The 23,609-nt window shown below is 70.0% G+C and carries 20 protein-coding genes; 10 read left to right on the top strand and 10 right to left on the bottom strand.

The genetic code is table 11. From position 1 onward, the window contains the following. The first annotated feature begins 228 nt into the window (after positions 1 to 228). Positions 229 to 1,218: a 2,3,4,5-tetrahydropyridine-2,6-dicarboxylate N-succinyltransferase gene (dapD, locus tag VXC91_RS10305; protein WP_329506788.1), complete on the top strand. Its 990-nt coding sequence runs from the start codon at positions 229 to 231 to the stop codon at positions 1,216 to 1,218. Between the two features lie 205 nt (positions 1,219 to 1,423). Here dapD and VXC91_RS10300 read toward each other — a convergent pair whose 3' ends face one another. Next, a complete protein-coding gene (locus VXC91_RS10300) occupies positions 1,424 to 1,942 on the bottom strand; it encodes a winged helix-turn-helix transcriptional regulator (RefSeq protein ID WP_329506786.1) in 519 nt (172 codons plus the stop codon). A 141-nt stretch (positions 1,943 to 2,083) separates the two neighbouring features. Between VXC91_RS10300 and VXC91_RS10295 the strand changes: the two genes are divergently transcribed. After that, the gene (locus tag VXC91_RS10295; protein ID WP_329506784.1) at positions 2,084 to 3,550 is read left to right on the top strand and encodes an MFS transporter; all 1,467 of its coding nucleotides are present in this window, start codon (positions 2,084 to 2,086) and stop codon (positions 3,548 to 3,550) included. A gap of 483 nt (positions 3,551 to 4,033) precedes the next feature. Here VXC91_RS10295 and VXC91_RS10290 read toward each other — a convergent pair whose 3' ends face one another. Both VXC91_RS10290 and VXC91_RS10285 read right to left on the bottom strand, forming a co-directional pair. Next, on the bottom strand, positions 4,034 to 4,885 hold the full coding sequence (locus VXC91_RS10290; protein WP_329506783.1) for an MFS transporter: 852 nt from the start codon (positions 4,883 to 4,885) through the stop codon (positions 4,034 to 4,036). A 390-nt stretch (positions 4,886 to 5,275) separates the two neighbouring features. Further along, positions 5,276 to 5,854, bottom strand: a complete 579-nt coding sequence (locus VXC91_RS10285; RefSeq protein WP_329506782.1) for a TetR/AcrR family transcriptional regulator — start codon at positions 5,852 to 5,854, stop codon at positions 5,276 to 5,278. Between the two features lie 92 nt (positions 5,855 to 5,946). Between VXC91_RS10285 and VXC91_RS10280 the strand changes: the two genes are divergently transcribed. Continuing rightward, positions 5,947 to 6,393 carry a DUF1772 domain-containing protein gene (locus tag VXC91_RS10280; RefSeq protein ID WP_329506781.1) on the top strand — a complete coding sequence of 149 codons (447 nt, stop codon included), beginning with the start codon at positions 5,947 to 5,949 and terminating at the stop codon, positions 6,391 to 6,393. Between the two features lie 483 nt (positions 6,394 to 6,876). On the opposite strand, the gene dapA is transcribed toward VXC91_RS10280, so the two are convergent. Next, positions 6,877 to 7,782, bottom strand: a complete 906-nt coding sequence (gene dapA, locus VXC91_RS10275) for a 4-hydroxy-tetrahydrodipicolinate synthase (protein ID WP_329506780.1) — start codon at positions 7,780 to 7,782, stop codon at positions 6,877 to 6,879. A gap of 469 nt (positions 7,783 to 8,251) precedes the next feature. On the opposite strand from dapA, the gene VXC91_RS10270 reads away from it, so the two are divergent. The 6 genes from VXC91_RS10270 (at position 8,252) to VXC91_RS10245 (ending at position 15,649) form a co-directional block, all read left to right on the top strand. Beyond that, complete coding sequence (locus tag VXC91_RS10270; RefSeq protein WP_329506778.1) at positions 8,252 to 8,914, top strand: ArsR/SmtB family transcription factor; 663 nt, start codon at positions 8,252 to 8,254, stop codon at positions 8,912 to 8,914. A gap of 48 nt (positions 8,915 to 8,962) precedes the next feature. Further along, complete coding sequence (locus VXC91_RS10265; RefSeq protein WP_329506777.1) at positions 8,963 to 9,697, top strand: SRPBCC family protein; 735 nt, start codon at positions 8,963 to 8,965, stop codon at positions 9,695 to 9,697. Between the two features lie 193 nt (positions 9,698 to 9,890). Then, positions 9,891 to 10,049 carry a hypothetical protein gene (locus VXC91_RS10260; protein WP_329506776.1) on the top strand — a complete coding sequence of 53 codons (159 nt, stop codon included), beginning with the start codon at positions 9,891 to 9,893 and terminating at the stop codon, positions 10,047 to 10,049. A gap of 245 nt (positions 10,050 to 10,294) precedes the next feature. Continuing rightward, positions 10,295 to 11,722 carry a hypothetical protein gene (locus tag VXC91_RS10255; RefSeq protein WP_329506774.1) on the top strand — a complete coding sequence of 476 codons (1,428 nt, stop codon included), beginning with the start codon at positions 10,295 to 10,297 and terminating at the stop codon, positions 11,720 to 11,722. 384 nt (positions 11,723 to 12,106) lie between these two features. Continuing rightward, complete coding sequence (locus tag VXC91_RS10250; RefSeq protein ID WP_329506773.1) at positions 12,107 to 13,552, top strand: alkaline phosphatase PhoX; 1,446 nt, start codon at positions 12,107 to 12,109, stop codon at positions 13,550 to 13,552. A 513-nt stretch (positions 13,553 to 14,065) separates the two neighbouring features. Further along, the gene (locus VXC91_RS10245) at positions 14,066 to 15,649 is read left to right on the top strand and encodes a TROVE domain-containing protein (RefSeq protein WP_329506772.1); all 1,584 of its coding nucleotides are present in this window, start codon (positions 14,066 to 14,068) and stop codon (positions 15,647 to 15,649) included. Positions 15,650 to 15,798: 149 nt separating this feature from the next. Here VXC91_RS10245 and VXC91_RS10240 read toward each other — a convergent pair whose 3' ends face one another. Further along, entirely contained in the window at positions 15,799 to 17,247 is a 1,449-nt protein-coding gene (locus VXC91_RS10240; RefSeq protein ID WP_329506771.1) for an MFS transporter, read from the bottom strand. Between the two features lie 161 nt (positions 17,248 to 17,408). On the opposite strand from VXC91_RS10240, the gene VXC91_RS10235 reads away from it, so the two are divergent. Continuing rightward, positions 17,409 to 17,975, top strand: a complete 567-nt coding sequence (locus tag VXC91_RS10235) for a TetR/AcrR family transcriptional regulator (protein ID WP_329506770.1) — start codon at positions 17,409 to 17,411, stop codon at positions 17,973 to 17,975. A gap of 65 nt (positions 17,976 to 18,040) precedes the next feature. Here VXC91_RS10235 and VXC91_RS10230 read toward each other — a convergent pair whose 3' ends face one another. The 5 genes from VXC91_RS10230 to VXC91_RS10210 all read right to left on the bottom strand — a co-directional run bounded on the left by VXC91_RS10230 (position 18,041) and on the right by VXC91_RS10210 (position 23,547). Further along, on the bottom strand, positions 18,041 to 19,288 hold the full coding sequence (locus tag VXC91_RS10230) for a TerD family protein (protein WP_329506790.1): 1,248 nt from the start codon (positions 19,286 to 19,288) through the stop codon (positions 18,041 to 18,043). Positions 19,289 to 19,380: 92 nt separating this feature from the next. After that, complete coding sequence (locus tag VXC91_RS10225) at positions 19,381 to 20,370, bottom strand: zinc-dependent alcohol dehydrogenase family protein (protein ID WP_329506769.1); 990 nt, start codon at positions 20,368 to 20,370, stop codon at positions 19,381 to 19,383. After that, entirely contained in the window at positions 20,367 to 21,239 is an 873-nt protein-coding gene (locus tag VXC91_RS10220) for a carbohydrate ABC transporter permease (protein ID WP_329506768.1), read from the bottom strand. The genes VXC91_RS10225 and VXC91_RS10220 overlap by 4 nt, the downstream gene beginning before the upstream one ends. After that, on the bottom strand, positions 21,236 to 22,180 hold the full coding sequence (locus VXC91_RS10215; protein WP_329506767.1) for a carbohydrate ABC transporter permease: 945 nt from the start codon (positions 22,178 to 22,180) through the stop codon (positions 21,236 to 21,238). Before VXC91_RS10215 ends, VXC91_RS10220 begins: the two co-directional genes overlap by 4 nt. Next, on the bottom strand, positions 22,177 to 23,547 hold the full coding sequence (locus tag VXC91_RS10210) for an ABC transporter substrate-binding protein (RefSeq protein ID WP_329506765.1): 1,371 nt from the start codon (positions 23,545 to 23,547) through the stop codon (positions 22,177 to 22,179). Before VXC91_RS10210 ends, VXC91_RS10215 begins: the two co-directional genes overlap by 4 nt. Positions 23,548 to 23,609 lie beyond the last annotated feature (62 nt).

The following is a 23,609-nucleotide window of genomic DNA, read 5'->3' as shown; positions in this document are numbered from 1 at the left end:
TCCCGTGCCCGGACCACCTCGTCCGCCGGCCGGAACGACGAGTCCCCCCGGTACGGGGCGGAGCGCTTGACGACCCCCGGACGAAAGTATTCCGCGACCGTGACCGCAGGGCACCGGACCGGTCGACGATGCCGTCCCGGCCTCGGAAGGCTCCGGAAGCCCGCCCGGCACATGAGACGCTCGCTCACCGGTTCGCCCGCGTGGCCCCGGCCACGTTAGGTTTCCCTTATGACCGACACGACTGCTCCTCGTACCACCGGTGCCGCGGCCGCCGGACTCGCCACGATCGCCGCCGACGGCACCGTCCTCGACACCTGGTTCCCCGCGCCCGAGCTGGCGGCCGAGCCCGGGCCGTCCGGCACCGAGCGGTTGTCCGCCGAGCGTGCCGCGGAGCTGCTCGGCGAAGGCGCGGCCAAGGCGATCGGCCCGGACGCCCGCCGTGGCGTCCAGGTGGTCGGGGTCCGCACGGTCATCGCCTCGCTCGACGAGAAGCCGATCGACGCGCACGACGTCTACCTGCGCCTGCACCTGCTCTCGCACCGCCTGGTCAAGCCGCACGGGCAGAGCCTGGAGGGCATGTTCGGCTTCCTCGCGAACGTCGCCTGGACCTCACTCGGCCCCGTCGCCGTCGATGATGTCGAGAAGGTGCGTCTCAACGCCCGTGCCGAGGGCCTGCATCTTCAGGTGACCTCCGTCGACAAGTTCCCGCGCATGACGGACTACGTCCTGCCGAAGGGCGTCCGCATCGCCGACGCCGACCGGGTCCGGCTGGGCGCCCATCTCGCCGAGGGCACCACCGTCATGCACGAGGGCTTCGTGAACTTCAACGCCGGTACCCTCGGCACCTCCATGGTCGAGGGCCGGATCTCGGCCGGTGTCGTGGTGGGCGACGGCTCGGACATCGGCGGCGGCGCCTCCACCATGGGCACCCTGTCCGGCGGCGGCAACGTCATCATCGCCATCGGCGAGCGCTGTCTGATCGGCGCCGAGGCCGGCGTCGGTATCGCGCTCGGCGACGAGTGCGTCGTCGAAGCGGGCCTGTACGTCACCGCCGGCACCCGGGTCACCATGCCCGACGGCGAGATCGTCAAGGCCCGCGAACTCAACGGAGCCTCCAACATCCTCTTCCGCCGCAACTCGGTCACGGGCGCGGTCGAAGCCCGCCCGAACAACGCGGTCTGGGGCGGTCTGAACGAGATCCTGCACAGCCACAACTGATCACGGCCGGCCGCGCACTCGGCCGCGTCTTCGGTCACCACTCTGAACTGCTGCCGAGCTGCCGGCAGTTGCGGGCGCCGGGCCATCGTTGAGCGCCCTTCCACGGCCCCATGACGGCCCAGGGGGGCGCTCACGTGTGTGCGGGAGACGTCTGCCGGGCCGCCGCCTGTTGGTCAGGGGAAACGCTCGGGCGACGCGTGAGGTTCTAGCGCTTTCCGTCCGATGCGATTCGGGCGACCGTGTCAGGTAGTCCCACGTGATGGCCTTTCGCGCACTGCACCACGGCGTTGACGGGGCTTCCGCACCCGGCGTGGACGAGTTCGACGCCGCTTTCGTTGCCGAGTTGCGCGCCCCAATCCATCAGTGCGACGAACACCGGGAACAGGGAGCGGCCCAGATCGGTGAGGACGTACTCGTACCGGGTTCGCTGGCCGGGTTCCCGGTAGGGGTGCCGTTGCAGCAGACCGGCGTCGAGGAGGCGTTTGAGGCGCTGGGAGGTGACGGCTTCGGTCAGGCCGGTGTGCCGTGCGAGTTCGTCGAAGCGCCGTCCCCCGTAGTAGATCTCGCGCATCAGGATCATCGCGGACCGGGTGCCGACCAGTTCCAGGGCGTGCTCCATGTGGCACCAGCCCTCGGCACTCCAGGCGCCACGGTCGGCGAATCGGCCGGTCCGCGTGATCACGGCCTCGATACCCGGCTCGGGTGCTTCCGTGGACTCCCTCATGTCGATCAGACTCCCTCTGGCTCCGTATATGTATAGTCAGCATGCTATGTTCTAGCTATGGTTTCCACTAGCCAGGATAATGTCCGTGCAGGGCATCGCTCTGCGCCCACCGCCTCGAACAGACGAAGGTGGTGGGCCCTCGTGGTCCTCTGCCTCGGCGTGATGATGACCTTCGTCAACGTGTCGTCGACGATATCCGCGCTGTCGCCGCTCCAGGACGACCTGCACATATCGGCCAGCACCCTGGTCTGGGTGAGCAGCGCCTTCAGCCTTGCCGTGGTCAGCCTGGTGTTGTCGGCCGGCACCCTGAGCGACCTCCTCGGGCGGCGGCGGGTGTTCTGGGCAGGCGTACTGCTGTTCACCCTGGGAAGCTTCATCGCCTTTCTGGCGGGCAATGCCGGACTGCTCATCGCGGCCCAGGCCCTGATGGGCGTCGGCGCTGCGGCCGTCCTGCCCTCGAGCCTGGCGATCGTCAGCCACACGTTCGCCGATCCCCACGAGCGGACGGGCGCCATCAGCATCTGGGCCAGTTGCGCCGGCCTCGGGCTGGCGATCGGGCCACTGGCGGCCGGCGTGCTGCTGGACCAGGTGTCGTGGCACGCGGTTTTCCTCACCGACGTCGTCATAGGCCTGATCACCCTCATTCTCACCCCGCTGCTGGTGAGCGAGAGCAAGCATCCGACGCGCCGGTTCGACCCGGCGGGCATGGTGCTCGGCACCCTGGCAGTCGCGTCGGCGACGTACGCGATCATCGAGGGTGGCGCCACGGGCTACGGGAAGCCCGTCATCATCGCCTCGTACGTCGTCTTCGCCGTCTCGCTGGTGGCTTTCGTGCGGGTCGAGCTCCGCCACCGCGATCCCATGCTGGAGCTACGGCTGTTCAAGAACGCCTCGTTCACGACGGTGATGAGCATCGGCGCCGTCACCATGCTGGCCTTCGTGGGCATCTCGCTGCTCACCGTGCTCTATCTGGAGCGGGTCGCCCACGAGAACGCCCTGATGACCGGGGTGAAGCTGCTCCCGATGTTCGCCACCTACATCGTGGTCAGCGCGTTCGCCGCCCGCCTGGTGCAGAGGCTCGGCATCGCCGCCACGCTCACCACGGGACTCGCCCTGATGGGCGTGGGAGCCTTCGCGCTCCTGGCGGCCGGGCCGTTCAGCGGGTACGGCGCGATGTGGCCGGGCCTGTTCGTCGCCGGGGTGGGCTCGGCGCTGCTGGTGGCGCCGTCGACGGCCGCGGCCGTCAACAGCGTGCCGCCGCTGGAGGCGGGCATGGCGGCCGCGTCGGTCAACATGTTCCGCCAGCTCGGCAGCGTCCTCGGCCCCAGCGTTCTCGGCACCCTGGTCACCACCCGATTTCCGCGGCTCCTGCACGACAGGCTGGCCTCGGCCGGGGTCCCGGCCGGCCGCGTCGACGATGTCATTGCGGGCATCACCCGCGGCGGCACGAGCCGTCCGCAGGCGTCCCTGGCACACGCGGTCTCCGCCGCCTACCCACAGGCTTTCACCGACGCCCTCCACCTGGGCTGGCTCGTCGCCGGAATCGTGTCGCTCGCCATGACCGTCCCGACGGCGCTGTTCCTTCGGCGCCGCCGTCCTGTCGCATAGCTCGCCGCAGAACGGTTCCCGTGGCGTGCCGGGCGCCGTCATCGGGAGGCTCCGTCCCCGCCCAGGTCGCCGAACCGAAGCGGCGGCCTGTGGACCGGCATCCATCCCGGGACCGGCGTCCTGTCCCGATACCGTCGCCGCGAAGTGCGCCGGCACCGCGAAGTCCCTCTCCCTCAGCCCGATCCACGGATCGACGTGGTACAGCAGGGTCTGGCCCGGGCGATGTTCGGTGACGTAGGACTCGTCCGCCGGGCTCCGTTCGTTGTCGACCCGGGCGAACCGGCGGCCGGCCGCGTGGGCGACGATCGCCTCGGTCGTCCAGTGCACCCCGTCGGGACGCAGTGCGAACAGAGCGGCGCCGAAGTCGACACAGCCGCCCACGGATTGAGGGGGCTTGTGCGGGCATGAGACATGTTCATTGTTTGACTGCGGCCGTCAACGGTGCCAAGAGCATGCCGCAGGCCTCCCCACTTGATCTTCGGTTTACTGGCCTGCGTTCGATCGAGTGGGGTCGGAGCCGACAGCGCTCGGAGCGGACGACACGGCGTGCGGCTGGGACGTTGCCGCCGGAGTCTGAGGCGCGATCCCGCCGTGGCGAATCCACACGAGAGCCCCTGCCAGTAGCGCGGCGCCCCCCAACAGCCAGCGCAGTCGCCCCGGCGGAAGGACGCCAATGATCAAGCCTGTGAGTGCTCCTACCAGTTGCAGAGCGAGAGACTGGACGGACAGCGCCGTGGCCCGGGCGGAGCTGGAGACACGGCGGTGCAGAAGGTCGTTCTCGCTCGGCCCCGCCGCGCCGAGCCCGAGATAGACCAGGCCGTAGCCGGTGGCTCCGAGCAGCATGGAGCCCACTCCCGTGGACGCTGCCGTGGCACCGAGGAGAAGCAGGCCTCCAGCGCTGGTGCTGAGGCTCACCAAGACCGCTCGCTCTCCACTCCCCGCGCGCCGGGCAACCAACGGTGCGAGGTGACTGCCGACACCGGAGCAGATGAATCCGGCGCAGGCGAGTGTGGCAAAGAGCACCGCCCCCGCCTCCGATGCGCCGGTCAGGGCCGCGGCACGGCCCGGCGTGAGCAGTTCGATGGTGACCAGCGCGCTGCCGGAAGCCCCTGCGCTGAGGAGTACCCGGCGGATGAGGATGTCGTGTCCACTCAGGCGTAGTCCGCCCGCGACGGTGGCCGGGATGCCTCGGATCACCTTGCGCAGGGTGGCCGTGGGCCGTGACGGTTCGGGCAGCGAGGTCAGGACGTACGCCACGAAGGCGATCTCGACCGTCGCGCCCAACAGCAGTGGGACGGAGAGGGGCAGCACCAACTGGGAGGTTGCCTCGCTCAATCGGGCGCCAGGATCGGGGCCGAGTCCGAGCAGCCAAGGGAGGGCGCCGCCGAACAGGGCGCCACGCGAGCGTCATCGTGGGCTCATCCTGACGGCGCCACGCGCAAGCCTCCCCTGGCGGCCTCGTGGAGCTGCCGTCCGGGCGAGATGATCTCCTCATGTTGGGCGGCCGGTCGGGACAGGGCCATTGCGCGGAATTCGTCTCTGTCGGCGAGTTCCTGATTCATCCGGCTGATCCGTTCTCGCAGCTGGACCACCTCCTCCTTGAGGCGATCGAACTGTGCGATGCGCGGATCCGGCTCTCCCCTGGTCTCCCGCACCCTGCCCAGCCGCTGTTCGAACTCCGGCTTGAGGTGCGGGCCCCGGCCGCGTGCCCGCCGGGATGGTGTGTCAGAGCACAGCGAGCCGGTCCACCAGCAGTTCCACCCTCTGCTCGGTGTACTCCGGCGGCAGCCGTCCCGCCCGGGTCAGGGTCGCCAGCCCGTGCAGGGACGCCCAGAACACCTCGGTGAACAGCCCCGGGTCGACGCCGTCCCCGGCGACCTCGCCCAGGCTCTCCAGCAGCGCGGCGAAGGCGTCCTTCAACGGCTCCGGGGTGTCCTCCTGTGCGTACGCCAGGCCGCCGTCGAGCTGGAACAAGGCGTCGTAGACCGCCGGGTTGCGCTCGGCGAAGTCGAGGTAGGCACGGGCGAGGGCGGCGACCCGCTCGCGCGGGCTGTTCGCGGCGGACGCCGCGGCCCGCACCGCCACGGCCATCTCGGCGGCGCCCTCGAGGGCGACGGCGCCGATGATCTCGCGCTTGCCTCGGAAGTGGCTGTAGAGGACGGGCTGGCTGTATTCGATGCGCTCGGCGAGCCGGCGCGTGGTGACCGCGTCCCAGCCCTGCTGCTCGGCGAGTTCACGGGCCGTCGCCACGATGAGGCGCTCGCGGACCGCCCGTTCGCGTGCCTTGCGTTCCTGTACTGACATAACTCGAATCCTAGCACCGCTAGACAATCAAGCGGCAGTAGTACTAGCGTTGCCCACATCAGCTAGCAGTGCTAGATCCCGGGAGGGGCAACATGCTCAGCGCACTCGAGGTCATCGCCACCGTGGTCGTCGGCCTGATGGTGGGGGTGGAGTTCTCCGTCGCCTTCGTCATGAACCCGATCTTCAACGCCCTCCCGGAGGACAGTAACCAGCTGGCCCGCTCCCACGGGGGCCGGATGCTCGGCGCCGTGATGCCGTTCTGGTACATCGGCTCACTCGTCCTCGTAGCGGTCTGGGCTGCTGCGGGATGGCACCACCACGGCACCGGCCTCGTCGTCACCGCCGCCGCGCTGCTGATCGTCAGCGTGATCATGTCGATCCTGCTGCTCGTCCCGATCAACAACCGGGGCAAGACGTGGACCCCTGACAACCGGCCCGACGACTGGAAGCAGCAGATGAAGCGCTGGGACCGCTTCCACTACGTCCGCGTCGTCGTCATCGTCGCCGCCTTCGCCCTGCTGGTCGCCGCCCTCGCCTGATACCAGAACCGCCCCGACATGCACTGGTTCGCCTCTGTATGTCGACAGCTTTCGCCCTGTCGGGCTGAGCCCGACAGGGCTTCGGATTTCTGACCCTGCGGGCCGACGCCGCGCCGGTGGCGCACAATCCCCACTCCCCGGGCGGTGATGTCTTCATCAGCGGTGTCTGCGGTGTGCTCCCGGAGCGGCGCGGAGTGCTTGAACCACTGGTCCAGGAGCCGAACCGCGGGCCCGTTGATGTTGAGGGATTCGCGGCCGGTTCGTCCCTTCAAGTGGGACAGCAGGGCGGTGGAGGGGCTTGTACGGGTGCGGTTGGTGCAGGTGAGGGCATCAATGCCATCCGGAACGATGCCGGTCGACATGGCCGGACGAAGGTTGTAGGCGAGTGCGACCGGGGCCGTGGGGTAGAAGGCGCTGCGGATCCGTACGACAGGGCCGGCGGCGAGGCGACGGGATTCGTGTCCCGCCGGGATCACCGAGTGGTCACTTCTCGCTGGTCAGATCCTGATAGGCCGACAGCAGTCCGTCGACCGTCTCGCGGTCCGCGGGCCGCAGCGGTGGGCGGACCGGACCGGACGGCAGGCCGAGCCGGGCGAGGAGACCCTTCGCGGTGACCGTGCCGGGAAGGCCGGCGGCCATCATCGACTCGACCAGCGGAATGGCCCGTTGCTGAAGGCGGGCCGCCTCCGTCGTCGCGCCGGCGTCGAAGGCGTCCAGGATCGCCCGGAACTGACGCGGCACCACGTTCGCGACCGTGCTGACATATCCGGCGCCGCCGACCGCGTACAGCGCGAGCACCTGCTCGTCGCAGCCCGCGTAGTACGCGAGTTCCGTGCGGGCCAGCACCTTCTGGATGCCGAGAAAATCGTACGAGCAGTCCTTGACCGCCACGATCCGCGGATGCCCCGCGAGCCGGAGCGTCGTCTCGGGCTCGATCCGGGTGCCGGTGCGGCCGGGGATGTCATAGAGCACGAGCGGCAGCGCGGAGGCGTCGGCGATCTCACGGAAGTGGGCCTCCACCGCCTCCTGCGGTGGGCGGCTGTAGTACGGCGTGACCACCAACAGCCCGTCGGCGCCCGCCTTTTCGGCCGCAAGGGCCAGCTCGACGCTGTGCCGTGTGTCCGGCGTGCCCACGCCCGCCACGATCGACGCCCGACCGCCGACCGCCTCCCTCACCGCTCGCACCAGTGCCGCCTTCTCGGTGTCGGTGGTGGTGGGCGACTCGCCCGTGGTGCCGGACAGCACCAGGCCGTCGCAGCCTTCGCCCACGAGCCGGTCGGCGAGCTGCTGGGCCCCGTCGAGGTCGAGGCCGCCCACCTCGGTGAAGGGCGTGACCATCGCGCAGAGGGCGCGGCCGAAGGGAGGAATGACACGAACGGGTGTGGTCATGTGAGTAGTTTCGGCACCATAACCGTGAAGCTCCACTTAATTCTTCTACGAGTTATTGGTTAGCTTCTCTACTCAAGAGGAGGCATCGGGCGGAGCGCGGCTGACCGACGCGGACTGGGGACGGCCGGGCCGGCGTGCGCTCCAGGCGACCTCCGCGGACTGCGCGCGCGGCCGTATGTCGCTGTCGCTCGCGGCCTTCGGGCGGCCGGCGGGGGAGGGCCTGCGAGTGTGAGCCGGACAGCGTGCCGCGCCCGCGTCCGGCCGTCCTCTCGGCCGTGCGGAGCCACCTCGCCGCGCGTCCCGGCGATGCCCCGCCCACTTCCACGGCGCCGTGGGCCGCCGCGTCCAGGGCGCTCGAGCTCGTCCCAGGCCGACGCACTCCGGTTCCCGCGCACGGCGCCGCTGCGACCCCCCGACCGAAAACTCACACAGTCTGGACAAAAAAAGTTTTCGGTGAGATGGTGAAGCCATGTTGGACGTCACCGTGATCGAGGACCCGCAGGCGGCGGCCGTCTCGCTGGATCCGATCAGAGCCCGGTTGCTCGCCGAGCTGGCGGCGGGACCCGCGTCGGCCGCCATGCTGGCCGGTAAGGTCGGGCTGCCGCGGCAGAAGGTGAACTACCACCTGAAGGCGCTGGAGCGGCACGGCTTGGTCGAGCTGGCCGGCGAGCGCCGCAAGGGCAACGTCACCGAGCGATTGATGCGGGCCACCGCCGCGTCGTACGTGATCAGCCCGCTGGCGCTCGCCGCCGTGCAGCCCGACCCCGATCGTTTCCGGGACCAGCTCTCCGCCCGCTGGCTGCTCGCCCTGGGCGCCCGGCTGGTACGGGACGTCGGCTCGCTGATCACCGGCGCGGCCAAGGCCCGCAAGCGCCTCGCGACGTACGCGCTCGACGGTGAGGTGCGCTTCGCCTCTCCCGCCGACCGTGCCGCGTTCATCCAGGAGCTGACGGCCGGTGTCGGCGCCCTCATCCGCAAATACGACGCCCCGGACGCCGAGGGCGGCCGTGACCACCGGATCGTCGTTGCCGTTCACCCCACGGTCGGACCGCAGGCCCCCGACCCTCGGGCAGACGACGACCGAGCCGTGTCGAGCCCGAGGCCGGCGAGCCTCGGTCCCACCGGCCTCTGACGACCGAACTCACCGACTGACACGCCCATTGACGCGCAGGAGCCCACCATGTCCAAGGAATTCGAGATCGCCCGCGAGTTCGAGGTCGACGCCACACCCGAGCAGGTGTGGGACGCCTTCACCACCGGCACCGGGGGCTGGCTGTGGCCGATGGACGCGCCCGAGCCGCGGGTAGGCGGCAAGGGGCCCTTCGGATCCACGGTCATCGCCTGGGACCCGCCGCACCGGTACACCAACCGTGTCGCGGACGTGGAGGGCATCGCCGAGCAGACACTCAACCAGCTCGACTACACCATCGAGCCGCGCGAGGGCGGGCGGCACGCCTGGGTGCGGTACGTGCACAGTGGCATCTTCGTCGAGGACTGGGACAACCAGTACGACGGCGCCGACAAGCACACCGACTTCTACCTGCACACCATGCGCGAGTACCTGACCCACTTCGCGCCGCGTCCGGTGGTCTTCGCGACCCTGGACGGTCCCGAGGCGTCCAAGGCGGCCGACGCGCTCACCACCGCGGTGCGCGGACTCGGCCTCACTGAGGACGTCATCGCGGGGACCACGGTCGAGGTGCGGGGCCCGGACAAGGGGCTCTTCCACGCGGTGGTGGACTACCACAACCCGTACTTCCTCGGGCTGCGCTCGGACGACGCGCTCATCCGCGTCTTCGGCCGCAACCACTGGGGCGCCCCGGTCGGCATCAGCATCCACGACTTCGCGCCCGGCGCCGACGCGAAGGCCAACGAGGCCGCCTGGCAGCGATGGCTGACCGAGGTGTTCGCCTGACCCTGGCACACCGGACGAGCCCGGCCCCCCGGACGAGGGGCCGGGCTCGTCGGCATCCGGGACGGCGGACCGGAACCACGACCGGAACCGCGGAACCTGCGGGTCGTGGTCGTTGATCCGGTCGTGGAACTCCGCGTTGATGTGCACGCCCTGGATGTCGTGGATGCGCGCGGTGTCCGCAGGTGCCGGCGTGGTGAGCACCACACCGGAGACGGTGGTGCGGACGGCGACGGTGAGCGCGGCAAGGCGCGCGGAAGACCTGCTCGGCGACGGAATCCCTCCGGGGCATACGCGGGTGCCGGGACGAGAGCGGGCGTGGGGCCGCACGGCCGCGACCGGTGGGGCGGTGTGACGCGCGTAGAAGTGCGGGGGCCACCGGACCTCGAAGGATGCCGGTGACTCTGGGTGAACGCATGTACGCCGACCGTCTACGCGCGTCAAACTCCGGTGTTCCCGGGGCAGTTGTCAAGGTTTCGGCCATGTATGGCTACTGACGTGCAGAGGAACCGGGCGGCATGGGTGGAAATCCGTCTAGGCTGAGCGTGTGTGTCGAGGCGCCGCCTCGGTCGCCACGTACGGCCCAAGGAGACCCATCCGATGTCAGACAGCTCCCTCTTGCCGCCGGTTCGGCTGCACTCCGAAGCGGAGCTCGCGCGGGACGCGCTCGCCACACCGCTGCTCTCCCGAGCGGCGCGGCTCGCCCGCTGGGCCGGCGCCGACACACGCGTCGGTGCCGGAGGAGATCTCGTCGAGGAGCAGCTGCCCGGCGCGGCCGAGGTACTCGGGGTGACCGGGGAGGACGCCACCGCCTTCGCGAGCGAGGCCTGGCGGGTCGCCGTCGACACCGGACTCGTCGAGATCGTCGACGAGGACGAGGGGACGGTCGCCACCGGGACCGGCCTCGCACTGCTCACCTCCGGCAGTCCCGGCGACGTGCTCGGCGTCTGGCTCGACGCCCTCGAGGCCGTGCTGGCCGACGCGAGTGTCCCCGATCTCGACGACCTCGTCGACGCCGTGGAGGAGGGTGGCGAGATCGACTTCTCCTCCCTCGACTGGGACCCGGAGGCGGAGGCGGAGTTCCTCGAGGGAGTGCTTGCCAACCTCTATCTGCTGACCGTCGGCGAGGAGGGACCCGGTGACGGCCCGGTGCCGCTGCCCGCGCTCGCCGCGTCGATGATTGTGCCCGACGACATGGCGGAACCCACCAACGATGTGCTGGAACACGTGTCGGACGCCATGATGCGGCTCGACGACCAGTTCCGGATCCTCGAACCGATCGGCCTCGTCGAGTTCCAGCCGGTCGACGAGGCACTGATGGCCGACCCCGACGAGGAGCCCGCGGCGCCCGTGGACGAGACGGACGTCAGCCGGTACGGGATGGTGCGGCTGACCCCGCTCGGTCTGTACGGGATGCGCACGCGTCTGGTGGAGGCCGGGATGTCCGCGCCCGTGGTGGGGGAGCTGACGGACAAGGGCGCCGACACGCTGCTCGACGGCACGTCCGCGTTTCCGCCGGCGGCGGCCCAGGCCGAGACGGAGCAGTGGCTCGCACGCCGTGAACCTCTCGCGGCGGTCAGGGAGTTGCTGGCGGCGGCGCGCGGCTCCGACGCCGGGGCGCCGCTGCGCCGACTGCGCTGCCAGCAGGCGCTGTCCCTCGTCGGGGCGGAGGCGGAGACGGCGCTGCGCGAGGTGCTGGACGACGCGGAGCTGGGCGGGCTGGCAAGGGTCTGGCTCACCGAGCACCGAGCGGCCGACGTGCCCGTACCGCCGGAGTCGATGGTCTTCTGGCTGACCATCGACACCCTTGCCGCACAGCTGGCGGCCGAGGGCAACTCGTCGGAGCTGCGGGCGCTGGTGGAGGGGCTGGCGGCGCAGCACAGCGGTTTCTTCGCGACCGCCTGGCGGGTGGACCACCCCGACACCTCGGAGGTGCTGGAGGCGATGGGACGCCTGCACCCGGACAAGAAGGTGGCGAAGGAGGCACGGAAGGCGGCGTTCAAGGCGCGCTCGCAGCACACCGGCTGAGCGGATCGAGACCGCGCCGCCCGCCCGCCCGCCACGCCGCCCGCCCGCCACGCCGCCCGGCCGCGACGGTACTCGGCCGCGCCCGTGACCATCGAAGGTCCCGAACCGTGCGCCGCCACCCCGCGCCGCGCAGGTGCCGCGGAGTGGCGCGGTGTGCGCGCCGAGCGGAAGGGATGCGTGGCGGAACGAAGTCCATGAGCCCTTGCCGATTCTTGGTGCGTGCGCGACGGCTTCAAGGGGCCGGTTTGGCGGATTCAGCGAACTTCGTCCCCCGACGTCGACCCGTGTTCAACCGGTGTTCAGGCGGGAGCGGGAGCGTGTGCGCGCAACGAGGTCCGCGAGCACATCCCCCGACCGACTCACTCCCCTTCCACAGGAGACAGCATGTCGCTCACCCGTAGGGACTTCGCCCGACGCTCCGCACTCACCGGTGCCGGCATCGCGCTGGCCGGCAGCGTCGGCACCCTCGCCACCGCCCCGGGCGCCCTCGCGTCCGCCGACACCGAGACCGCGGACGGTCAGGACGGGGACCGGCACGGCGGCGTCGGCTACGGACCGCTGGTCTCCGACGCCAAGGGTGTGCTCGCCCTGCCGGCGGGGTTCTCGTACCGCGTCATCACCTACAGCGGGAAGACCAAGCTGGAGTCGGGCGAGTTCACCCCCTCCAACCACGACGGCACCGCCACCTTCGACGGCCCGCGCGGTGCCACCCTCCTCGTCAACAACCACGAGCTCAAGGGCCCCCGCGCCGACTGGAAGTACCCGGTGCCGCTCGCCGAGGGCCTCGTCTACGACCCGGCCGCGTCCGGCGGCTGCACCGTCGTCGAGGTCCGGCACGACCATGTCGCGGAATGGGTCGGCGTCGCGGGTACCTCCACCAACTGCGCGGGCGGCAGCACACCTTGGGGCACCTGGCTCACCTGCGAGGAGACCGAGGACAAGGCCGGCCAGAGCGGCATGACCAAGGACCACGGTTACGTCTTCGAGGTGGACCCCGAGGACCGTCGTGCCAACCGCAACCCCAAGCCCATCAAGGCGCTGGGCCGCTACGCCCACGAGGCCGTCGTCGTCGACCCCAAGCGCGGCCATCTCTACCTGACCGAGGACGCCTCCGGGCCCAACGGACTGCTCTACCGCTGGACCCCGCCGGAGGGCTTCCGTCACGGCCGCGGCACGCTGCGCACCCTGGCCGACGACGCGGGCAGCCTCCAGGCATTCAAGTGCTTCGACTCCGGCGGCCGGTACGTCGACGACCTCTCCCGCGCCACGAAGATCGGCACGGTGTACGGCGTCGACTGGGTCGACGTCCCGGACCGCGACGCGAAAACGGTCTCCGTCCGCAAGCAGTTCGCCGCCGGTGCGGTCACCCGGGCGCGCAAGCTGGAGGGCATGTGGTGGAGCGACGGCGGTGTGTACATCGTCTCCTCGTACGCCCGCGAGGAAAGCCCCGTCCAGCATGACGGCCAGGTCTGGTTCTACGACCCCCGGCGCCGGACCCTGACGCTGAAGGTCCTGCTCGGTGTGAACCCCGACCCGGCCGAGGACGGTGCCTTCGACGGCCCCGACAACATCACCGTCTCCCCGCACGGCGGCCTGGTCATCGCCGAGGACGGCGAGGGCGTCCAGCATCTGTTCGGTGCCACCGACAGCGGCCGTACCTACCCGATCGCCCGCAACGAACTGAACATCGGCACCGAAGAGGAGCCGGAGTACAGCGAGTTCACCGGCGTCACGTTCTCGCCCGACGGGAAGACCCTGTTCGCCAACATCCAGGACCCCGGCATCATGGTCGCCATCACCGGGCCCTGGAAGCGCCAGAAGCGCGGCTGAACTCCTGGCAATTCCCGCCGACTCCGTTGGCAATCAATTCGTTCGCCCGGCCCGCGGCCCATCTCCTAGAGTGATGCACGTCCAGGTGCGAAGGCAGGACCTACTTCCACTCATAATGGGGCGGCCGCGGGTTCGAGTCCCGCCACCGGTACCACGAGCCGGTGTAGCTCAGGGGTCAGAGCACCTTGTCGGTTCCGCCGGCCTCGATCTCTGGACACCACAACTTCATGCACCTCCCGGTGCGCGGGCTGCGGCTGCTTCTTCTGCAAAAGGAATCCACGCCGCCGCCGACTTGATCTCGGGAGGCGCAGCACAAGATGGGTGCCCGGTGCGCAGGCAACGGTTACTTCATGGGATCAGAAGGTTGCGGGTTCGAATCCCGTCGTCGGCTTCCGGCCGGTGTAGCGCAACGGACAGCGCATCTGACTGAAGTCCGTCGCCACTCCTGAACTCGGGCATTCGTCCTTTGCCGTGCCTCCCTCCGGAACGGAATGGAATTCGGGGGAATTCAGCATGGCGCGATTCAACATCAGGGCCGCCAGGGCGCAGCCGACTTCGAGGATCACCTCGACGGGGCGTGTGCTGCGCACCTACGAGGGTGGCCGCGGCCATGAGCGGGACCCGCGCTCGGAGCTCTTCCTGCTCGCCGTCTCGAACTTCGTCTCGCAGCGCACCTTCTACGAGACAGGCGCCGATCGTGACGACCGGTTCGCCGCGCTCGTGCGCGAGCTCGCCGTCACCGACCCGTCCTGGACTGCCGGCCTGCTCGGCTGGCTGCGCGGCGAGGGGAACCTGCGGACAGCCTCGATCGTGGGCGCCGTCGAGTACGTGAAGGCTCGGCTCGACGCCGGCGTGACCGACGGCCCGGCGAACCGGCAGGTCGTGTCCTCGGTGCTGCAGCGGCCCGACGAGCCCGGTGAGTTGCTCGCGTACTGGACCTCGGCGTACGGCCGAAGCGTGCCCAAGCCGGTCAAGCGTGGCCTCGCCGACGCCGTACGGCGTCTGTACCACGGCAAGGCGCTGCTGAAGTACGACACGGCCTCCAGGGGCTACCGCTTCGGCGACCTCCTCAACCTGGTGCACGCGGCACCCCACCCGGACAAGCCGTGGCAGGGCGACTTGTTCCAGTACGCCCTCGACCGCCGGCACAATCCGGACACCGCCGTGCCGCCCGCCTCGAATTCCGTGCTCATGGCGCACCGTGAGCTGATGGTGCTCCCGGTGGAGCAGAGGCGCGCGGTCGTCACGGCGCCCGGCGGCGGCGAGCGGCTCGCCGCGGCCGGCATGACCTGGGAGGCGCTGGCGGGCTGGCTGCAGGGTCCGATGGACAAGGCGGCCTGGGAGGCCGTGATTCCGTCCATGGGTGCCATGGCACTCGTGCGGAACCTGCGGAACTTCGACGAGGCCGGGGTGTCCGACGAGGTGGCCGCGCAGGTCGCGGCGCGGATCAGCGACCCGGATCAGGTGGCGCGATCGCGGCAGTTCCCGTTCCGGTACCTCACCGCACACCAGCACGCTCCGTCGCTCCGCTGGTCGTACCCGCTGGAGCGGGCGCTCGGCCACTCGCTGGCCAATGTGCCCGCGCTGCCGGGCCGCACGCTGGTGCTCGTCGACCGCTCGGGCTCGATGTTCTACTCGCGGCTGTCGGACCGTTCGGAGCTGAACCGGGCCGACGCGGCGGCGGTCTTCGGAACGGCGCTCGCACTGCGGGCGGCGGACGCGGACCTCGTCGAGTTCGGAACCGGCAGCAACGAGGTGAGGTTCCGCACGGGCGAGTCGGTGCTGAAGGTCCTGGGCCGCTTCGGAGACCTGGGCGGCACCGACACCGCCGCGGCGGTCCTGCGCCACTACAGGAAGCACGACCGGGTGCTGATCGTCACCGACGAGCAGTACGTCCACAGCCACCACGGCGACCCGACCGAGCAGGTCCCGCCGCACGTGCCGGTCTACACCTGGAACCTCGCCGGGTACCGCGCGGGCCACAGCCCGTCGGGCAGGGGCAACAGGCACACCTTCGGAGGCCTGACCGACGCCGCGTTCCGAATGGTGTCGCTGCTCGAGCGGGGCGAGGACGGGCTGTGGCCATGGCTCGAGTGAGCGTGCGCGATTCGGTCGACACGGCCCGCCCACGATGACCGCAAGGACGTGGGCGGGCTTCGGCGCCGCCTGATCGGCATCGATGCGTCGGCGGGGCCCCGACCGCACCCGGGAAGGTGGCGCTCGCCGCACGTGTACGGCGCCCTCCTCTATGCGGCCGGGCGGGCCTTCGGCCTGGTGCCGGTGATGACGAACGCCGAGACCAGCAGCGCGGCCAGCGCGATCAGGGAGCCGACCCCGAACGCGCGGGCCGCGCCATGGGTGAGGATCTGAGCGGGGGAGCCGGTCGCGTGCTGGGTGGCCGTGCCGTAGACCGTGACCAGGACGGACAGGCCGAGGGTGCCGCCGAGCCACTGGAGGGTCTGGAGCAGACCCGAGGCGGCGCCCGCCTCGCGGGGCTCGATGCCGGCGAGGACGGTCGCGGTCAGGGGCATGAAACTCAGGCCGACGCCCAGCCCCATCAGCAGCAGCGGACCGAGCAGCCCGGTGGCGTAGCCGTCGCCGGGCCGCAGCCGCCACAGCCACCCGGCCGCCACGACGAGCAGGGTCATGCCGGTGAGCAGTACCGGCTTGACACCGAGGCGAGCGAGCAGCCGGGGCACCGTGCGCACGGTCGTGAACATCGCCAGGGTGAGCGGCAGGAAGGCGAACCCCGAGCGCAACGGGCTGTAGTCCAGGACCTGTTGGCGGATCAGGGTGAGGAAGTAGAACGCGCCGAACATGCCCGCGGGGAGCAGCAGCACTCCCGCGTAGCCGCCCGCGCGGTTGCGGCTCGCGAACAGGCGCAGCGGCAGGATCGGCTGCCCGGCCCGGGACTCGATCAGGGCGAACCCCATGAGCAGGGCCGCCGCCGCGCCGAACCCGGACAGTGCCCGGGGGTCGCTCCAGCCCTGTTCCGAGACGCGGATCAGCGCGTACACGAGGGAGGCGGTCCCGGCCGTCCCGGTGAGAGCGCCCGTCGTGTCGAACCGGCCCGTGTGGCGTGGGGTTTCCGCGACGAAGCGGGGCAGGGCCGAGGCGACCGCGATGCCGATGGGCACGTTGATCAGCAGAGCCCAGCGCCAGGACGCCCAGGAGGTGAGTATGCCGCCGAGGACCAGGCCGAGCGAGGCACCGATGCCGGCCATCGAGGAGTAGACGCTCAGGGCGTGGTGGCGGCGCGGGCCCTCCGGGAAGTTGGTGGTGATCAGGGCGAGGGTGCTGGGTGCGGTGAGGGCGGCGCCGATGCCCTGGAGTGCGCGGGCCACCAGCAGCCAGGAACTGCCGGTGGCGAGACCGCCGAGGAGTGAGGAGAGTGCGAAGAGGAGGACGCCCACGGTGAGGGTGCGGCGCCGGCCGGCGATGTCCCCGATGCGACCTCCGAGCAGCAGCAGTCCGCCGAAGGCGAGCGTGTAGGCGTTGAGCACCCAGGACAGGCCGGTGCGGCTGAAGTTCAGGTCCTGCTGGATGTCGGGCAGCGCGACATTGACGACGGTGGAGTCGACGCCGACCATCAGATAGGCGGTGACGACGATGAAGAGGACGGTGCCGGGTCTGGCGGCTGGTGGTGGTGCGGAGAGCGCGTCGACGGTCCTGGACGGTGCGGACGGGGTGGACATGGAGTTCTCCCGGTTCGGCGTCCCCGGACGGCATGGGTGCGGGCAGCACGGAGGAACGGTGCGCGGGCAGGGCGAACCGCTCGCGAAGGTAACCGGGGACTGTCTCCGTTTAGTGCTCGATAAGATACGGAGAGGGTCCCCGGTTCGCAAGGAGTATCTGGATGTCGCAGGTCAGGCCCATGCGCGCGGACGCGAGGCGCAACTACGAGCGGCTGCTGGCGGCGGCGGCGGTCGCGTTCGCCGAGTACGGGGAGAACGCGTCGCTCGATGACATCGCCAAGCGGGCAGGGGTCGGATCCGGCACGCTCTATCGGCACTTCCCGACGCGTCAGGCGCTGTTGGAGGCGGCCTATGTCGACCGGATCGAGGCCATCACCGCCCGGGCCGACGAGTTGGCCAGGGAACTGCCGCCGGGCGAGGCGCTGGTGGAGTGGCTCAACGAGCTCTGCGTCGGAACCATCCAGGTGCGCGGTCTGAAGGCCCTGCTCGGGTCCGCCGTCACGGACGGCAGTTCGGTGGCCGTCACTGCCTGCGGCACCTCCATGAAGGAGGCCGCGGGGCGCCTGGTCGAGGCGGCGCAGCGGGAGGGGACCCTGCGGGAGGACCTCGAGCCGATCGAGATACTGCGGCTGGCGCACGGGGTGGCGACGGCCTCGGAGCTGGCCAACGGCCAGGGCGAGCACATCCGCCGCTATCTGTCGCTGCTCACGGAGGGGCTGCGGCCGTAGGAGTCGGCCGCCCCGTCTGCGGGCCCCGGGGCGAAGCGGGACCGCAGACGTCGTACCGCGGTCGGCTACAGGGCCTGGGCTGCCGGCTTCACCATGTTCCGCACCGTGCGGGCCTTGACGAAGTCGCCCATCGCCGTCATCTCCCACTCACCGGAGAACTGCCGGATGAGCTTGGCCATCATGACGCCCGTCTGCGGCTCGGCGCTGGTGAGGTCGAAGCGGACCAGCTCCTGGTCGGTGGCGGCGTCCACCAGGCGGCAGTAGGCCTTGGCGACCTCCGTGAACTTCTGCCCGGAGAAGGAGTTCACGGTGAAGACCAGGCCGGTGACCTCCTGGGGCAGGCGGCCGAGGTCGACCGCGATGACCTCGTCGTCGCCCCCGCCCTCGCCCGTGAGGTTGTCGCCGGAGTGCTTGATCGCACCGTTCAGGATGGTCAGCTTGCCGAAGTAGCAGCTGTCGATGTGATTGCGCTGCGGGCCGTACACGATGACGGACGCGTCCAGGTCGATGTCCTTGCCCCGGTAGGCGGGTTCCCAGCCCAGCCCCATCTTGACCTGCGAGAGCAGCGGGCGGCCTCCCTTGACGAGGGAGACGGTCTGGTTCTTCTGCAGGCTGACCCGGCCCTTGTCCAGATTGATCTTTCCGGCCCCCGGAGCCGGGGCGGGCGGGGCCGGGGGAGCGGCGGGCGCCGGAGGTGCGGCCAGGGTCGGCGCCGGCGGGGCGACGGGCGCCGGAGGTGCGGCCGGGGTCGGTGCCGGCGGGGCGGCCGGTGGCTGCATCGCCGCCGCGGGCGGGGCGACGGGCTGGGCGGGCGCGGCGGGCTCCTCCACGGTGACGCCGAAGTCGGTGGCGATGCCCGCCAGGCCGTTCGCGTAGCCCTGGCCGACGGCGCGGGCTTTCCAGGCGCCGTTGCGGACGTAGACCTCCACCACGACCAGGGCCGTCTCCGTGCCGAGCTGGGGCGGGGTGAAGGTGGCGAGGACGGTGTTGTCGTCCGCGTTGCGCACGGTGGCCGTGGGCTTGATGCCCTGGAAGGTCTGACCCGCGGCGTCGGGGCTCGCCGTGACGACGATCTTCTCGATACCGGGGGGCACGGAGGCGGTGTCGACCATGATGGCGTCAGGGTTCGTGCCACCGCCCGAGCGGTAGGTGACGCCCGGGCCCGCAGGCTGGTTGTAGAAGATGAAGTCGTCGTCGGAGCGCACCTTGCCATCGGCGGTGAGCAGCAGGGCCGACACGTCGAGCCGCACCGGGGCGGCGACGTCGACCGTCACGCGAGTGGCTCCGAGCGGGATGTTCGAGCCGGGGGTCATAGCTGTCATGACCTGTGAACGAGTGGGACCGCTTTACCGTTCCCTTACTCAGGGGGCCGAACGGCTGACGCGCCGACCCCCGGCCCGAGCCGCTACGGCACCACCACGATCTTGCGTCCCACTCCCGCCGCGAACTGCTCCAGCGCCTGCGGGTAGCGCTCCAGCGGGATCCGGTCGCTGATGAACACCTCCGGATCGAGCACGCCGCCCGCGAACAGCTCCGCCGCCCGCTCGAAGCTGTGCAGCACCGCCATGGAACCGGTGATCGTGATCTCCTGGTTGTAGATCCGGTACGGGTCGATCTCGACCCGTGTCGCATAGTCCGCCACCCCGAACTGAAGGAAGGTGCCGGCCTTCGCCACCCGTCCCAGGCCGTCCTGGATCGCCGCCGTGTTGCCCGTGGCGTCCACGACCAGGTCCCAGCCCTGCGGACGCTCCAGTTCGTCCGGGCTTGCCGCGGACGCCGTGACGCCCAACTGTCGTGCGGTCTCCAGGCGTGCCGGGTTCACATCGACCATGTCCACGGTCGCGGCGCCCGTCCGCTTTGCCAGCTCCAGCATCATCAGGCCCATCGTCCCGGATCCGTAGATGAGGACGTGTGCGCCGAGGCGGGACTGCAGGACGTCGTAACCGCGCACCGCACAGGACAGCGGCTCGATCAGCGCCGCGTCCTGGGTACGCACGTTCTCGGGGAGCTTCACGCAGTTGGCCACGGGGGCCACCGCGTACTGCGCCGCCCCGCCCGCCGTCGTCACGCCGATGGCCGCCCACCGCTCACAGAGGTTGTTGTGGCCCGTACGGCAGTACCGGCACTCGTAGCAGTACAGGGACGGGTCAACAGCCACTCGGTCGCCGACCGACACCTCGGTGACCTGGGTCCCCACCCCGACCACCTCGCCCGCGAACTCGTGTCCCGGCACGATCGGCAGCTTGGGCGCGAACTCGCCCTGGAGGATGTGCAGATCCGTACCGCACAGACCGCAGGCCGCGACCTCGACGACGACCTCGCGGGGCCCTGGCGTCGGGTCCGGGACCTCGGAGACGACGGCGCGGCCCACGGACTCGATGACGGCGGCCTTCATTTCACGGCTCCCAACGACAGACCCTGGACCAGCTTGTCCTGGGCGGCGAACCCCGCGGCGAGCACCGGCAGGGAGATGACGAGCGACGCGGCGCACACCTTCGCCAGGAACAGGCCCTGGCTGGTGATGAAGCCGGTCAGGAAGACGGGGGCGGTCTCGGCGACCACGCCCGTGAGCACCCGGGCGAAGAGCAGTTCGTTCCAGCTGAAGATGAAGCAGATCAGGGCGGTGGCGGCGATGCCGGGCAGCGCGATGGGGGCCACCACCCGCGTGAGGACCGTGGGCAGGCGGGCGCCGTCGATCTGCGCGGCCTCGATGATGGCGACCGGTACCTCGGAGAGGAAGGACTGCATCATCCACACGGCGATCGGCAGATTCATCGCGGTGTAGATGATCACCAGTGCCCAGATGTTGTCGAGCATGCCGGTGTTCTTGGCGAAGAGGTAGACGGGCAGCAGACCTGCCACGGCGGGCAGCATCTTGGTCGACAGGAAGAAGAACAGGACGTCGGTCCACTTCTTCACCGGACGGATCGACAGGGCGTAGGCCGCCGGTAGCGCCAGCAGCAGCACGCACACGGTGGAGGCCACCGAGGCGGTGGTCGAGTTGATCAGCGAGGGCCAGGGGCTCGCGCCACCGTCCAGACCGAAGAACTCCCGGTAGCTGTCGAAGGTGAGCGAGGCGGCCACCGACGGCGGATTGGTGGCCGCGTCCGCCTCGGAGTGGAGAGAGGTCAGGGCCATCCAGAGGATAGGCAGGGCGAACAGGACGCCCGCCAGCCAGGCGACCACGCCGAGCGCGGCCCCCTTGGCGGAACGCCTGCCCCGGGTGCGTGCGTGCGACGGGGCGCCGGTCACTGCGGTGGTCATGCGCGGGACGCCTCCTCCCGGAAGAGCGACGACACGACGCGCAGCGCGAAGGTCGCGAGGATGATCGAGCCGATGACCACGAGCACACCGGCCGCCGAGGCCAGGCCGTTCTCGTGCGCCTGGTAGAAGGTCTGGTAGACGGTGTACGGGAGGTTCGCGGTGCCGAGGCCGCCGGCGGTGATCGTGAACACCGCATCGAAGTTCTGCACGATGTAGATCGATCCCAGCAGCACGCCCAGTTCCAGATAGCGGCGCAGGTGCGGCAGGGTGATGTGGACGAACACCTGCCAGTTGCCCGCGCCGTCCATGCGTGCCGCCTCGACCAGCTCGGGGTCACGGCTCTGCAGCCCGGCGAGCAGGATCAGCATCATGAACGGGGTCCACTGCCAGATCAGTGAAGCCTCGACCGCCGACAGCGGCATGTCCGAGATCCAGTCGGGCTGTGGTGCGCCGCCGCCGCCGATCCAGTGCAGCAGGCCGTTGAACAGGCCGTACTCGGGGTTGTACAGGACGTGCTTCCACAACAGGGCGGCCGCGATGGGGACCACCAGGAACGGCGCGATGAGCATGGTGCGCACCGCTCCCCGGCCCGGGAACCTGCGGTCCAGCAGCAGCGCGAGCAGCAGGCCGAGCACCAGACTGATCAACACCACGATGACGGTGAGCAGCACGGTCGTCCACACCGATTTGCGCAGCTCTGGAGTGGTGAGGACGTCGGAGTAGTTGCTGAGCCCGGTGAAGTGACGGTCCTTCGGGTACAGGGCGTTCCAGTCGAAGAACGAGATCACCAGAGTCGCCACGAACGGCAGCTGGGTCACGATGATCATGAAGATCAGGGCGGGCAGCAGCGGGGCGCGCGTGGCCCAGGCTCGCAGTCGGTTCGACGGCCGGGCCGTCCGCGGCTGAGCCGCGGCGACCCGGGCGGTAGTGGTGGCCATCATTTCTGATACTTCTTCGCGACCGTCTCGGCGAGCGACTGGGACTTCCTCAGGGCGCTGTCGACGGACTCCCGTCCGGCGACGGCCGAGCTGATCTCCTGGGAGACCTTGGTCCCCAGATCGGTGAACTCGGGGATGCCGACGAACTGGATGCCGGGCGCGGGCCGCGGCTGGACTCCCGGGTTGTCCGGCTGCGCCGAGGCGATGGCGTCCCGGGTGACGTCCGCGAAGGCCGCGGCCTCCTCGCGGTACTCCGGGATGTCATAGGTGGAGGTGCGCTTGCCCGCCGGGACGTTGGCCCAGCCGTCGGTCTTGCCGACCAGCTGCTCGTAGTCCTTGCTGGACGCCCAGGAGATGAACTTCCATGCGTCGCCGGGATTCTTGGAGGCCTTCTGGACGCCCCAGGCCCAGGTGTACAGCCACCCGGAGCTCTTCGTCTTCTCCACCGGGGCCGGAACATAGCCGATCTTGCCCTTGACCGGCGAGCCGGCCGCCTCCAGTGAGCCGGCACCGGAGGTCGCGTCGTACCACATCGCGGACTTGCCCTGCGTCATGTTGTTGAGGCATTCCGCGAAACCGGACTGGGCGGCGCCCGACTCACCGTGCTTGCGCACCAGGTCGACGTAGAACTGTGTCGCCTGCTTGAACTCCTTCGAGTCGAGGCGCGGCGTCCAGTCCTTGTCGAACCAGGTGCCGCCGAAGGTGTTGACCACAGTGGTCAGTGGAGCCAGCATCTCGCCCCACCCCGGCAGACCGCGCAGGCAGATGCCCTTCATACCGGGCTCGGCGCCGTCCGCCTTGGCCGCGAGATCCGCCACCTGCTGCCAGGTGGGTTGCTCGGGCATGGTGAGCCCCTTCTTCTGGAAGACGTCCTTGCGGTACATCAGGAACGACGACTCCCCGTAGAAGGGCTCCCCGTAGAGCTTGCCGTCCGCCGCGGTGAGGGACGTCCGCATCGGCGCCAGGATGTCCTGCTGGTCGAAGCCCTTGTCGCCGGCGACGTACGAGTCCAGCGAGTGCAGCCAGTTGTTCTTGGCGTAGATCGGTATCTCGTAGTTGCTCAGGGTGGCGACGTCGTACTGGCCCGCCTGGTTGGCGAAGTCCTGGCTGATCTTGTCTCTGACGTCGTTCTCCGGCAGGACGGTGAAGTTGACCTTGATGCCGGTGTCCTTGGTGAAGTGGCCGGCGGTGAGTTTCTGCAGCTCCACCATCTGCGGGTTGTTCACCATCAGGACGTTGATGGAGTGGGCGGAGGATCCGCCCCCGGCGCCGCCGGCTCCCGAGCAGCCGGCGAGCAGGGGGGTGATCAGCGTTCCTACGGCGGCCACGGCAAACACGGTGCGGGGCGTTCGTCGGCTCTGGGTCGGCATGGGTCTGCTCCTGATCCCTTGTAGGTCATTGAGGCGGAAGTCGACTGCTGAACGGCGTGGGG

This window comes from Streptomyces chiangmaiensis, from assembly GCF_036281785.1.
Classification (GTDB): Bacteria; Actinomycetota; Actinomycetes; order Streptomycetales; family Streptomycetaceae; genus Streptomyces; species Streptomyces chiangmaiensis.
This window is presented reverse-complemented; position numbering and strand designations above follow the sequence as displayed.